Genomic DNA, 11,071 nt, shown 5'->3' on the forward strand with positions numbered 1-11,071 from the left:
GCATGTTCGCGCTCGTCGACTGCAACAACTTCTACGCGTCCTGTGAGGCGCTGTTCGATCCGCGTCTGCGCGATCGCCCGCTCGTGGTCCTCTCGAACAACGACGGCTGCGTGGTTGCGCGCTCCAAGGAGGCAAAGGCGATCGGCGTGCCCATGGGGGCGCCCTGGTTCAAACTGCGCGAGATGACCGAGCAGCACGGCATCGTCGCGCTCTCGTCCAACTACGCCCTCTACGCGGATCTCTCGAACCGTGTCGTCGAGGTGCTTTCCGCCTTCACTCCGAATCTCGAGGTCTACAGCATCGACGAGTCCTTTCTGGATCTGACCGGCTTCGCGGGGCTCGACCTTGTCCATTACGGACAGCAAATCCGCGCCCGCGTCCTCCAGTGGCTCGGCTTGCCGGTGTGCGTCGGGATCGCGCCGACCAAGACGCTGGCCAAGCTCGCCAACCACGTTGCCAAGAAGCGCTCGGGCTACGCCGGCGTGTGCGACCTCACCCGTCTCTCTGGCAAGGAGTTCGACACGCTGTGCGCGGAGATCGAGGTCGGTGAAGTGTGGGGCGTGGGGCGGCGCATCGAGGAGCGGCTCTCGCGCATAGGGGTGCGTTCTGTGCAGGATCTTCGCCAGTCCGATCCTGACAAGATCCGTGCTCAGTTCTCCGTCGTGCTCGAACGCACCGTGCGCGAGCTGCGCGGCGAGCCGTGTCTCGCGCTTGAGGAGGTGGCGCCGCCTAAGCAGCAGATCATGGCGTCGAGGTCATTCGGTAATCCGGTGTTCGAGATCGAGGAGCTTCGGGAAGCGATCGCGAACCACGTGGGGCGAGCGGCCGAGAAGCTGCGCGCCCAGGAGTGCGAGGCGGGTGCGGTAACGGTGATGATTCGCACCAACGTGTTCAAGCCGGAGGAGCCGCAGTACCAGCGAACGGTGACGTCACCCCTAGCCGAACCCACGGCAGACACGCGCACCCTGCTGGGCGCCGCACTCGCGGTGCTCGAAGGGGTGTTCAGGCCGGGCTATGCGTACAAGAAGGCCGGGATCATGCTCAGCGAGATCACACCGGTTGCGGGGCGCCAAGCCAGTCTCTTCGGGTCCGACGTAGAGATGGCGCGCTCTGCGGCCTTGATGGCGGCGATGGATGCGATCAACCGAAAATGGGGCCGGGGAACGCTGCGTCCCCTTGCGGCCGCCGGCGAGGCCTCGGGCTGGAAGATGCGGCGAGAGCGCCTGTCTCCCGCCTATACGACGAACTGGGACGAGATCCCCGGCGTGTCAGGCGAGGTCCGGCTCAGCATTTCGACTGAAGATTAGCGAAATCCTCTTCCGAGCCATAAGGCTCGTGGAGCTCTTTCAGGAACGTTATCAGCGGAACATTCCCTTTACAATGCTGCTCTGCCAACATGACTAGCGCTCTTAAAAAGCCTTGCTCGGTATCAAGATCGTCCGTTGTTTGGAAGATTCTGAAACCGGATGAGAATGAGCCGTCCTGTTTCTGATAGCGATAGGAAACGTAGTAACTTCGTTCGATCAAAGTAGTTTCTCCCCTCTACTCGTTCGATTGATATCGTAAGCGATTTTGGCTTGGTGCACAGCCAGCGCCACCTGTTCAGCGCCAATCTCGGACCAGCGACTTCCATCCTTGGCGTAGCGATTCCAGGCGAGACCGGATGTGTGTGGCATCGGTACGCACAAAAGCCCTTCCTGGCGGTCGAGCAGTGGGCGCAACCCGTTCCTGAGCGCCTTGTGCGCTTTGCCCAGGTCGCAAACAGGCGAGCGTCGAGATTGCATGACGTGATCGAACACAAGCCCCTTGCCAAGGAAGGCTTCGACGGCCGTGCCGCCCACGAGCAGCAGAACCCTCGGTTCGAACTTGAGGATCGCAGCCGCGAGCTTGGGCAAGCAGGCCTCCTTCTCCTCGGTATCGGGCTTGCGATTACCGGGCGGCCGGCAGCGAACGACGTTTGCGCGCCCGTACTGACTGCGGGCGATGCCATGCGCCGCCATGAGGCTGTCGAGCTTCTTGCCGGCCTTCCCGATGAACCCCTCCCCGGTGACATCCTCCTCGGCCCCTGGCGCCTCTCCGATCGCGAGAATGCCGCTCGAGGACGGGGATGTCGGGAAGACGATCTTGGTCCTGACCTGGCAAAGCTTGCAGTCGTGGCAGGACGGCGAGCCGAGAGGAGTTTCGTCCGTCGGGAAAAGGGGCTGTTGGGACATGCGACGTTTCCGGAAACGCTCAGAGCTCGGTGCTGCCGATCCAGACATCCCCCAGGAACGCATCCACCGGCTCTTCGATGGGGAGGTGAACGCCGATGGCGATCTCCATCAGGCCCTCATGGGTCCAGCCGCCAGGGGGCGACGGGATGCGAACGTGCGTGGCGGAGTGGCCCTTGACCCGCACGACCAGTGACTCGTGTCGAACTGGTGTGAGTATGTCGGGCTCGCCGGGGCGAAGGTCGGTGATGAGGTGAAGCGGCATGGTGATGCAGGGGGCCTTACTGAACTGCGGCCCAACCGTTCTCGGTCTTCATGAACGGCGCCCATGCACGGCGTGGCACGCCATCGCCGACTGCAGCAGTGTCCTTAAAGCCCAACTCCTCGTACTGGGACCATGCGAGCGAGTAAGCCGAGCGCGAATATGTCGCACTGTCTTTGTCTCCATCGGTTCCGTTCCAGAACGAAATGCACGGAGCACATTGTCCAAGAAGGGCGTCGCGCCGCTGTGCGAAGGCATCGCCCTGAGCGCTTACCCATTGGGTGCCCCCGGCCGTAATGGCGAACGCGGTTTGCATGCTATTGATACCCATGAGGCCAGGGCTTCGCTTGGATTCATCAAGCTCTTTCATGTACTGCTGGGCGAGTTCGAGAATCGCCTCCGGAAGCGGCTTCGTTAGCGTGATGTTGTAGGTATAGCGAACCATATACTGGTTCGGAGATTGCGTATCGACCCAGCCGTTCTCGCGCTTGTAGTCGGTCATCGTCGTGCCCGGAAGAAGAAAGCTCTCTGCGATTGGCCGAATTACGTCCGCTGACAACTTTTCGCTGGGGACATCTTCCTTCTTGGTGCAGCCGGTTGCAATGAATGCAGCGATTACACCGACTAGGAGCTTGTTGATCATTATCGTTTTATGGTCTGTTGGTGACTGTAGTTGACATGTGGTCGGTCTGCGCAAACGAAAGCCGCGGCATAAACGGCTTTCGTTTGCGGCCCGGGCTTGACCCCGGGTGTCCGTGCGTCGGACGTTTACTTCACGTAATCGCAGTGGTTGGCCCACATCCACAGGACGGTACCGACGTCCGCCGAATCGGACGATCGCGAGCTCTTCTTGCACACGATCTTACCTTCTTTGTAATCACGGGCAGTTTGAGCGACATCGTGTTCTTGGGTCTGTGCCTTCTGCGTCGGCACCGCCTTCGACTTATTCTCGGCACTCTCCGCCTTCTCGGCGTGCGCCGGGGAGAGGGTGGCCAGCATGATGCAGGTAACGGTCGAGAAGGTGGCGACGAGCTTGGTATTCATACAGAACTCCTTGTTGCGGTGATTGGCTTGAATAAGCCGGAATTTGATTTCCTTGGAGCAGACAATGGTCGGTGTGGAGGGATTCGAACCCCCGACATCTTGCTCCCAAAGCAAGCGCGCTACCGGACTGCGCTACACACCGATTCGAAAGGGAAGCCGCCGACCTTTGAGGTGATACCGAGGAGGTCGGCGGCTTCCCTTTCGAACCCGATCGCCTGAGTTGCGGTCGGGAGTAAGCGTTTCGTTTGGTTCAATTCTTTCAGAGAAACTTGCACTTGCAAGGGCTTATTTCACAGCGGCGAAGGGATAGGTCGCGGCGAGTAGGTAAACGATCTGAACGCCGGTGACGGGCAATGCGCCAAGAGCCGCTTCGATCAGATCAGCTTCAGGATACCCATTGATGTATGAAATGCCGCAGAGCAACGCAATCACGAACGCCAGGGTAGCCACAAAGGGAAAGCCAAACTCCCAGTTGCGCCAGTAATGGCGGCGCATCGCGTTCCTGTATTGGCGGCGTTCTTCAGTCGCCTCCGGGGTGTTCGCTTTCTGCCATGCATTGTGAAGTTCAGACCAGTGCGCCAGCGCTTCATCAACTTCGGCTTTTCGACTCACGATTGCCCCTGCTGCTCTTGTTGAGACAGGGCGATGCGCTGAGTGAGCATGTCGCGCACCTGGTGATACTCGGGCCAGTCTTCCTCGATCACCAGCGCATTCATGCACGAGCGGCCGCTGAGCTTGCGCATGCGCTCGACCTTCATCGCCAGCGCGTGTATCAGGTTCTGCTCTTCCAGAGTGAGATAGGCGTACGCATCTCGACGCTTGATGACGATGTAGCGGGGCTCGATAGGCATGCCTTGATCTCCTTGGGATGCGGCAGGCCAATCATGCAGCAGGGATTCGATACCAACCGCTTCGTAAAACACCACATTTGGTGCGTTATACAAGGAGCCCAGCCCTCCCGCTCGATATACGCGTTGGCAGCCGCGCCGATGTCGCGGAGTGCTACCGCTCGCTGGCTTCGTACAGTCGCTGTCTCGACTGGACAAGAAGGATCGATGCCATTGCGTGCAGGCTTGCGTTCCCCTCCTTGAGCACCTCCAGCAGCCGTGCCTTCTCAGCCAGGTACACTCTGGCGAAATCGGGGTCGAACTCGACAATCGTGCGCGTGTTGCTGATAAGGTCGGCGAGCTTCACCGTCTTCGCCTCGGGCGTTGACGTCGCCGTGTGAGCGAGTTCGATAGCCTTGCGAGTACGGCGGTTGCCGTCCTCCGGACGGGACACATCCGTGAGCTGCTCGACAAGGGAAGCAACGCGAGCGCCGAACAGATCCTCGATCTGCTCAAGGGTCACCGGCGTGTCCTCGACCGTGTCGTGGAGGAGCGCCGCCGCGATAACCTCGTGATCGTCCGTCACCGACGCGACGATGCGGGCGACTTCTCGCGGGTGCTCGATGTACGGTTCGCCGGTGTACTTGCGGCGGTGATCGATCGCGGCGTGCGCTGCAGCCGCGAATGCGTCGGCCTGGATGACGAGGTCGGTCATCCTACTGCGCGGTAAACCTCGGCCTTCAGTCCCGCGGGCCGGGGTGATTGACGGCTGGATTGCGGCTGGCTGAGGACTCCCATGCACACTGCTCCTATGGCTTGGTGGATTTTTAGATCCAGAATACAAGGACTCGCCGATCATGCAAGAGCGTTCCGGACGACATCACCCAACTGGAGAAGAAGGTGGAAATTACCATCGAGCAAAACACTGCTTATTCCGTGCTCTCTTACCGGCTTGCAGGTTGTCCTGTTTTGAACAGCAAGAGGAAAGGCGAGAGAGTCAGGGCGCTCGTGGGACATGGGCTCTCCGGTGGGCTGCTGTGCAGGACGTGCGAGCGTTTCGGCGATGGGTCGTGCGAGTCATTTTTGATGCTGCAACAGCAGAAACCCGGATGAGGTCGAGTTTCTTTAGGGGTATGGCGTCCTCTTTTACCGCTTCCCGTAACAGCTCCTCACCACAGGTTGCCCCTTTCGCCGACGCGGTCAGCCGCACTACCACCGATCAGAGTTATCCACATTTTCTGTGGAAATCTCACTGGACCATGCGCCTGTAGCAGCGCGGCGTGGGAAGTGAGGAGCCTGCTTCATTTTTAGGCAACTTCACGTCTATCGCATTCAGGTCATAGCTTTGCTGCAAGGACAAATGCCGTTAATGTCGTAAACGCCTTGCAGCGAGCTTTATGTGAGAAGTAAGATGCGCCATCTATTTCGGTTGAGGTGCGTCGTGCAGGCTTCTTACAAGGTTCAAGCGGTTGCCAGAATGCTCGACACCACCGTCGATTCGGTTCGCCGGTATGTCGATGAATCAGGGGTGGAGGTTGCCCGCCAAGAGTCTGGTCCAAAGGTGCGCCAGTTCTCGATCGAGAACGTGTTCGATCTGGCAGCGTGGCGCCGGGAGCATCGCCCCAAGATCACGATCAAGAAGCGAGCAATCGGCACGGTCTATGCCCCCAAGGGAGGCGTGGGCAAGACGACGCTAACTGCGAACATTGCGTCGATCTTTGCACTGATGGGGCTCAAGACGCTGGTGATCGACCTGGACTTTCAGGCGAACCTGACGCTCGCGTTCGGGTACGACTCGGAGCTCACGCTCGAAGAGGCGCGCGAGTCGGGGGTGCCCGAGGAGCGGGTCGTACAGTATCACCTGGGCCATCTCGTTCCGGGTTGGCCGGGTGGACGCGCGTCACTCTCCGATGTCATCAAGAAGCCCTTCGGTGAGAACGGCCCGCACCTTATCCCATCGGATCTCACTCTGGATCGGCTGGACACGATCCTCACCTACGATGCGATCGAAGGGAAGAAGTCGGATCTGAAGATCGCTGCACTGATCGCTGAGGGGATTGCGGGCTCGAATCCGCACTTCGACCTGTCCGGGTACGATGTGATTCTGTTCGATGCCGCGCCGGCGAAGAACCGCATGACCCGTGGGGCGCTGTTGGCTTCAGACTTCGTGATTGCTCCTGTATCGCTCGAGCGTTACTCGACGAAGGCGGTGTCGTACCTCTCTTCCGTCTTACAGGACATGCACGACGATGTTGGTCGCTCTCCGCGGCTGGTAATGATCGGTAACTTCCACGTCCCGAATCGCCTGCGTGTCTACAGTCAGGTGGGCAAGCTCTCGACTGAGTACCCAGGGGCTCTTCTCAATGTGATGGTTCATCGAAGCGAAGAGTTTCCGAAGACGCTTTCCGAAGACGAGGAGCAGCCTCCACTTGTACTTGCGCGACCGACCGGTGGTGCCGCGGAGCAGCTCCATGATGTTGCCCGCGAGCTTTTGCAGAAAATGGGGGTAATCTAATAATGGTTGATAAGCCGCGATCCTCAAAGTCGCTGTCCGAAGACGACTTCAACGCGCAACTGCGTTCTGAACGCGCTCAGAAGCCCGCTTCGCACGGCATGGTAATGACTCCCCTGCCATCCGGACCGAGTCGCTCGCTTGAAGAGGTTCTTCGCGATCATCCCGATACTTCCGAGAAGGTCAAGGCCGGGCAGGCGTCCGAACCACACGCCAGCGAACGGAAGTACCAGAAGATTGACGTCTCGCTCATTGATCCCAATCCGCTCGCCCCGCGTGAGGTCTATACGGCGGAAATGATCCGAGATCGTGCCGAAGCTTTGCGCACCCAAGGTCAGCACGATCCGATCCACGTCATTCCAAATCCTGATGAGCCAGGCCGGTTCATCATCTGCGACGGCTGGACACGCGTGCAGTCGTGTCGTGACCACCAGGTAATGCATGAACTGCTGGCCGAGGTGCACGAAGGAATGAGCCTCGAAGCCGCCGCTTGGTTCGGTTATCAGCAAAATGAGGAGCGCGAGCTCCACTGTGACCTGGATCGGGCGATGTTCTACGAGAAGTTGATCGCAAACGGTCATTCAGCGGCGGAGATTGCAAAGCAGGCCGGCTTCTCGAGATCGCAGATGACGTTTTTCAGGTCATTTGCGCGACTTCCCGCGGACGTTCTTGAGATTGTACGCAGTAGCCCAAAGAAGTTTGGCGCAAGTGCGTCCTATCAAATTAGTAAGGTTGTTGATCGAGCTGGGGTGAAGCAGGCTGCAAAGCTTGCGTCCAGGTACTGCGAAGAGGAGCGTACATTCTCTTGGCTTGTCGGGCAGGTGCAGTCCTTGGTCGAGCCGCGGCACCACAGACAGCCGGCCTCCTCGAAGCAAGTCAAGTTCGGCAACGGTGTGTATAAGCAGCGGGGGCACGACTTTGAGGTCCTCATGACTGTCAAAGATCCTGTAAAGCGTGCAGCATTTGCTTCACGGCTGGAGGCCCTTCTCGCGACGTTTGCCGAAGATGCTGACGGACCGCAGGGCGATGGTGATGGGGTGTCTGCCGGTGGAGACGACGCTGACGGTAAAGCTAACGAGGCGTGAGCGTCTGTTTAGACGTCTAAACACATTGAGCAGTCGCTAGCATGGCCTGCGGCGTAGTGAATATGTTTCCGCGCCCCCCCTCTTAGGTGGTCGGTCGCGGCAGTGGCATCGGTGCGGGGTGTGGCGCTAGGACGGTGAATGGATGCAACAGAGAGCGGTCCCGGTTCGCCCTGTCAGTGTTGCGCCGTAGCGCTCCGTCCATAGCCGGCCGGTCGCGTAGTGACGTCCAGGCGGAGCCGTTCGGCGAGTCGGGAGTTCAGCTAGGGGTGGCGCCCTGTGGATTGGCGCGGTCAGCGATCCCGCTCCTCCGGCATCGTGACGCGCCAAGCGAACGGGCAGGAGGGCTTCGAAGGTCGGGGGGGGCTCCTTCGGCCTCAGTCGGTCTGGGTGATTAGGTGGCGGGAGCGGTCGGTGCGTTGTTTAGACGTCTAAATTGCCGGCACTGCCTGCGCACTCACCTTTCGAGTCAAAGGCGGCATTTTCATTCACCAGGAGATTCTACTAAATGGGCTCTCGGTGTCGAAGCTGCCAATGGGGTTGTTCGTTGCTTCGTCGAGATGTGGGTGCGAGTCTGATCACGCGGCTCACAGGCGGATCTGCCACGCCTGAGTGCGGAACGCTGTCTCGCTCGAGTCTGTCGGCTCCATACCGCTGATGCGCACCCCGCCGGCCTCTATCCAGTCGATTCGGGCGTTGTGCAGCTTGGCAACCATGCGGCCGCTGGCATCGAACGCCTGGGCGACACCGTCCTGTGCCGACCAGGAAACGGTGGCCTCGATTAGCTTTGGGGACTGCGCGGCACGACCCTGTTTGCTGAAGAGGATGGCGACCGTTCGAGGTGTCGCAGCCGAGGCTTCGATCAGCGCTGCCTGGCGGCGCAGCGCGGTAGCCCCCTGGAGCATCGCCGACGGAACGTCGCCCGCGAATTCGCCCACCTTGCTGCTCAGACGCTCGAGTTTTTCCGCAAGCTCGTACGAGCTGAGGTTCTCAGGCATGGGATGTCTCCTTCGACAAAAAAAATGGGGCGAGACCAGGTTGCTTCACAGCCGCTTTGGCGAGGATCTCGCAGGCTTGCTTCGCGCTCTTGCAGGGCACACTGGGCCGGGCGCCAAAGAACTCTGCGAGCCAGTTTCGGCCGGCGCCGGTGAGGTAGCCGATCCGGACATTGGCGAGCCTTCCCGCGCACGACATACACACCATATACCGGCTCTCACCTTCTTGCTCTGCATGGACCTCGATGTTGTGCGATGCAATGGTGTAGTTGAACTTCTTGGTCATGTTGGCATTCTCCCAGCTGTGAGAACGAAGGTAACCGAGAACCCGGACTGCGCAAGGCCTGCCCTTGGCATCAGGAAGGGCCATCTGCATGTAAATCTTGGGCTGCGATCTTGCCCGCAGTGAATTTGATGACGATACACCTGAAACATAAGACCATTCCAGAACTCAAGGCCCTGCTGCTCGACGTCGAGCGTGCGATAAAGCTCATCGAGCGTGAGAAGCGACAACGAGAGGCGGCAGCTCGTCGCAAGATGGTCCGTGCCGAAGCAAAGACGAGCAAACGGAAGACAGTGGATTCCGCGCCCACCACCGTGGCAACGTCACCTGCCGGAAGCGAACGATCCGAAGACCTACAGCCTGCGACGCAGTCAGGCCCGAAGTACATGCACCCGGCCAGCCGCCAGATGGTGTGGGATGGCGAAGGCGAGCAGCCCGACTGGCTCAGGGCCTATCTCGAGCGAGGTGGCTCGTGGGGAGCGCTGGAGACGACCGCTCAGATCTTCAACGAAAGACGGACGGTTCGACGACTGTGAAGCGATCAGGCTCTGAATCATTGACCGCGCAAGCAACCCTACTTCATGGGGCACCTGCTGCTCCTATCGTCGATCTTGCACGTAACTCTGGCGGGAACATCCGGACCGTGCGGGACGAGATAGTTGCGATTGTTCCTGGTTGGCTGAGCCCAATGCCCGTCGAAGAACGTGCAATCCCTTGTTGCTCGCGGAGAGTACTGCCCGCAATGCACGGATTTCGCCCAGAGGTATGGCAGCGACGGCGAAGATAGAACGCTCGAGGCGATCGGGATGCGCTTTGGCGTCACGCGCGAGCGTGTGAGGCAGATCTGCGCGAAGATGCTTGGCCGCTTTTCCGGGGGCCGCTTTGCGACGCCAGTCATCGATCAGTTAATTGCCGACATTCAGCCCCTGCTTCCGGCAACGTTTTGACATCCTCCCCGCCCTCTCGCTTCGCTCGCGCGTTGCGGGAAGGGGGGGCTCCTGCTGGGCTAGGCCGCATGGCCTACCCCTTCGGTGGGTTCTCGCTTCACCGGGCGGCCTGACTGCACCTCTCCCTCCACGAGCGCTTGGCCGTCGCCGGCCAGAACCGCGTGTCCCGCGGCCAGAATGTTCTTCGCGGCATTGACGTCCGCGTGGTCGGTGTGGCCACAGGACCGGCACCGGAAAACTTCGCCCTTGCGATTGTCCGCATGGGTGTGAGCGGGGTGGACGAGCACGAGCACTCCATCGCGCCATTCGAGCTTGTACGCGAGCTGGTCCTTGAACATCGTCCAGCCCTGATCGAGGATCGAGCGGTTCAGGCCCGCCTTCTGACGCACCCGCTTGCCGGGCGCCTCCTGCGAGCCTGCGGCCGAGGCGCTCATCGATCGAACCCTCAGATCCTCCAGGCAGACGAGCGTGTGTTCGCGGGCGATCCCCTGGTGGATCTTCGCCACCCGGGCTTGTGCCTTGCGAAGCCGGTTCGAAGGCTGCAGCCGGAACCCCTTCGGGAAGGGTTTGCCCTTCGGGATGCCGGCGGCGACCTTGGCCGCTTCGAGCTTGCGAGCCACCGCTCGCTGGTAGCGGCGCAAGCGCTGGACGGCACGCTTGTGCGCATCGAGCGGCGCGATCCGCTGCCCGGTGTCGAAGGCGGCGAAGTTCGCCACCCCGCGATCGATGCCGCAGGCCTTCGGGCCGCGCTCGAGCGCCCCGGCCTCGAACGCGCAGGCGATCGACACGTACCAGCCATCGGCCTCGGCGCGCAGCGTGACCGTGATCGCACGCCCCTCGATGGGGCGGCTCGCCCGGTAGCGCAACCAACCCACCTTGGGAAAGCGGATGCGCCCGTTGGCCGCGTCC

15 protein-coding genes and 1 tRNA gene are annotated in these 11,071 nt (G+C 60.5%); 5 read left to right on the plus strand and 11 right to left on the minus strand.

The genetic code is table 11. From position 1 onward, the window contains the following. Positions 1 to 2 precede the first annotated feature (2 nt). Positions 3 to 1,307: a Y-family DNA polymerase gene (locus tag B447_RS15080; RefSeq protein WP_002942159.1), complete on the plus strand. Its 1,305-nt coding sequence runs from the start codon at positions 3 to 5 to the stop codon at positions 1,305 to 1,307. Positions 1,308 to 1,523: 216 nt separating this feature from the next. Here B447_RS15080 and B447_RS15085 read toward each other — a convergent pair whose 3' ends face one another. The 8 genes from B447_RS15085 to B447_RS15115 form a co-directional block, all read right to left on the minus strand. Further along, positions 1,524 to 2,213 (minus strand): uracil-DNA glycosylase, encoded by a 690-nt coding sequence (locus tag B447_RS15085; protein WP_002942161.1) that lies wholly within the window; start codon positions 2,211 to 2,213, stop codon positions 1,524 to 1,526. Positions 2,214 to 2,232: 19 nt separating this feature from the next. Then, positions 2,233 to 2,475: a hypothetical protein gene (locus B447_RS22595; protein ID WP_002942162.1), complete on the minus strand. Its 243-nt coding sequence runs from the start codon at positions 2,473 to 2,475 to the stop codon at positions 2,233 to 2,235. Positions 2,476 to 2,491: 16 nt separating this feature from the next. Next, positions 2,492 to 3,115 (minus strand): hypothetical protein, encoded by a 624-nt coding sequence (locus B447_RS15090; protein WP_002942163.1) that lies wholly within the window; start codon positions 3,113 to 3,115, stop codon positions 2,492 to 2,494. A 125-nt stretch (positions 3,116 to 3,240) separates the two neighbouring features. Then, on the minus strand, positions 3,241 to 3,516 hold the full coding sequence (locus B447_RS15095; RefSeq protein WP_002942164.1) for a hypothetical protein: 276 nt from the start codon (positions 3,514 to 3,516) through the stop codon (positions 3,241 to 3,243). Between the two features lie 65 nt (positions 3,517 to 3,581). After that, positions 3,582 to 3,658: transfer RNA gene (locus B447_RS15100), tRNA-Pro, on the minus strand. Between the two features lie 143 nt (positions 3,659 to 3,801). Continuing rightward, positions 3,802 to 4,128 (minus strand): hypothetical protein, encoded by a 327-nt coding sequence (locus tag B447_RS22600; RefSeq protein ID WP_157384698.1) that lies wholly within the window; start codon positions 4,126 to 4,128, stop codon positions 3,802 to 3,804. Beyond that, positions 4,125 to 4,367: a hypothetical protein gene (locus tag B447_RS15110; protein ID WP_002942168.1), complete on the minus strand. Its 243-nt coding sequence runs from the start codon at positions 4,365 to 4,367 to the stop codon at positions 4,125 to 4,127. The genes B447_RS22600 and B447_RS15110 overlap by 4 nt, the downstream gene beginning before the upstream one ends. Positions 4,368 to 4,518: 151 nt before the next feature. After that, the gene (locus B447_RS15115; protein WP_002942170.1) at positions 4,519 to 5,058 is read right to left on the minus strand and encodes an HD domain-containing protein; all 540 of its coding nucleotides are present in this window, start codon (positions 5,056 to 5,058) and stop codon (positions 4,519 to 4,521) included. A gap of 762 nt (positions 5,059 to 5,820) precedes the next feature. Here B447_RS15115 and B447_RS15120 point away from each other — a divergent pair. Together B447_RS15120 and B447_RS15125 are read left to right on the plus strand one after the other, a co-directional pair. Further along, on the plus strand, positions 5,821 to 6,858 hold the full coding sequence (locus B447_RS15120; protein ID WP_157384699.1) for a ParA family protein: 1,038 nt from the start codon (positions 5,821 to 5,823) through the stop codon (positions 6,856 to 6,858). 2 nt (positions 6,859 to 6,860) lie between these two features. Next, entirely contained in the window at positions 6,861 to 7,940 is a 1,080-nt protein-coding gene (locus tag B447_RS15125) for a ParB/RepB/Spo0J family partition protein (RefSeq protein WP_232431644.1), read from the plus strand. 584 nt (positions 7,941 to 8,524) lie between these two features. Here B447_RS15125 and B447_RS15130 read toward each other — a convergent pair. Together B447_RS15130 and B447_RS15135 are read right to left on the minus strand one after the other, a co-directional pair. Next, entirely contained in the window at positions 8,525 to 8,935 is a 411-nt protein-coding gene (locus tag B447_RS15130; protein WP_002942181.1) for a hypothetical protein, read from the minus strand. Continuing rightward, complete coding sequence (locus B447_RS15135) at positions 8,928 to 9,218, minus strand: hypothetical protein (protein WP_002942183.1); 291 nt, start codon at positions 9,216 to 9,218, stop codon at positions 8,928 to 8,930. The genes B447_RS15130 and B447_RS15135 overlap by 8 nt, the downstream gene beginning before the upstream one ends. A gap of 128 nt (positions 9,219 to 9,346) precedes the next feature. Between B447_RS15135 and B447_RS21895 the strand changes: the two genes are divergently transcribed. Together B447_RS21895 and B447_RS15145 are read left to right on the plus strand one after the other, a co-directional pair. Next, positions 9,347 to 9,751, plus strand: a complete 405-nt coding sequence (locus B447_RS21895) for an H-NS family nucleoid-associated regulatory protein (protein ID WP_002942186.1) — start codon at positions 9,347 to 9,349, stop codon at positions 9,749 to 9,751. Between the two features lie 168 nt (positions 9,752 to 9,919). Then, positions 9,920 to 10,162: a sigma factor-like helix-turn-helix DNA-binding protein gene (locus B447_RS15145; RefSeq protein ID WP_037982913.1), complete on the plus strand. Its 243-nt coding sequence runs from the start codon at positions 9,920 to 9,922 to the stop codon at positions 10,160 to 10,162. Positions 10,163 to 10,221: 59 nt separating this feature from the next. Here the strand turns inward: B447_RS15145 and B447_RS15150 are convergent. After that, the coding region (locus B447_RS15150) for an RNA-guided endonuclease InsQ/TnpB family protein (RefSeq protein WP_002942192.1) at positions 10,222 to 11,071 on the minus strand (850 nt) is incomplete at its 5' end.

Source organism: Thauera sp. 27, from assembly GCF_000310125.2.
In the GTDB taxonomy this organism is placed as follows: domain Bacteria; phylum Pseudomonadota; class Gammaproteobacteria; order Burkholderiales; family Rhodocyclaceae; genus Thauera; species Thauera mechernichensis.

What these genes read in the sequence shown, in the direction of transcription:
- B447_RS15080 (WP_002942159.1), top strand. Translation starts at nt 3, where the DNA reads ATGTTCGCGCTCGTCGACTGCAACAACTTCTACGCGTCCTGTGAGGCG.
- B447_RS15085 (WP_002942161.1), bottom strand. Translation starts at nt 2,213, where the DNA reads ATGTCCCAACAGCCCCTTTTCCCGACGGACGAAACTCCTCTCGGCTCG.
- B447_RS22595 (WP_002942162.1), bottom strand. Translation starts at nt 2,475, where the DNA reads ATGCCGCTTCACCTCATCACCGACCTTCGCCCCGGCGAGCCCGACATA.
- B447_RS15090 (WP_002942163.1), bottom strand. Translation starts at nt 3,115, where the DNA reads ATGATCAACAAGCTCCTAGTCGGTGTAATCGCTGCATTCATTGCAACC.
- B447_RS15095 (WP_002942164.1), bottom strand. Translation starts at nt 3,516, where the DNA reads ATGAATACCAAGCTCGTCGCCACCTTCTCGACCGTTACCTGCATCATG.
- B447_RS15110 (WP_002942168.1), bottom strand. Translation starts at nt 4,367, where the DNA reads ATGCCTATCGAGCCCCGCTACATCGTCATCAAGCGTCGAGATGCGTAC.
- B447_RS15115 (WP_002942170.1), bottom strand. Translation starts at nt 5,058, where the DNA reads ATGACCGACCTCGTCATCCAGGCCGACGCATTCGCGGCTGCAGCGCAC.
- B447_RS15120 (WP_157384699.1), top strand. Translation starts at nt 5,821, where the DNA reads ATGCTCGACACCACCGTCGATTCGGTTCGCCGGTATGTCGATGAATCA.
- B447_RS15125 (WP_232431644.1), top strand. Translation starts at nt 6,861, where the DNA reads ATGGTTGATAAGCCGCGATCCTCAAAGTCGCTGTCCGAAGACGACTTC.
- B447_RS15130 (WP_002942181.1), bottom strand. Translation starts at nt 8,935, where the DNA reads ATGCCTGAGAACCTCAGCTCGTACGAGCTTGCGGAAAAACTCGAGCGT.
- B447_RS15135 (WP_002942183.1), bottom strand. Translation starts at nt 9,218, where the DNA reads ATGACCAAGAAGTTCAACTACACCATTGCATCGCACAACATCGAGGTC.
- B447_RS21895 (WP_002942186.1), top strand. Translation starts at nt 9,347, where the DNA reads ATGACGATACACCTGAAACATAAGACCATTCCAGAACTCAAGGCCCTG.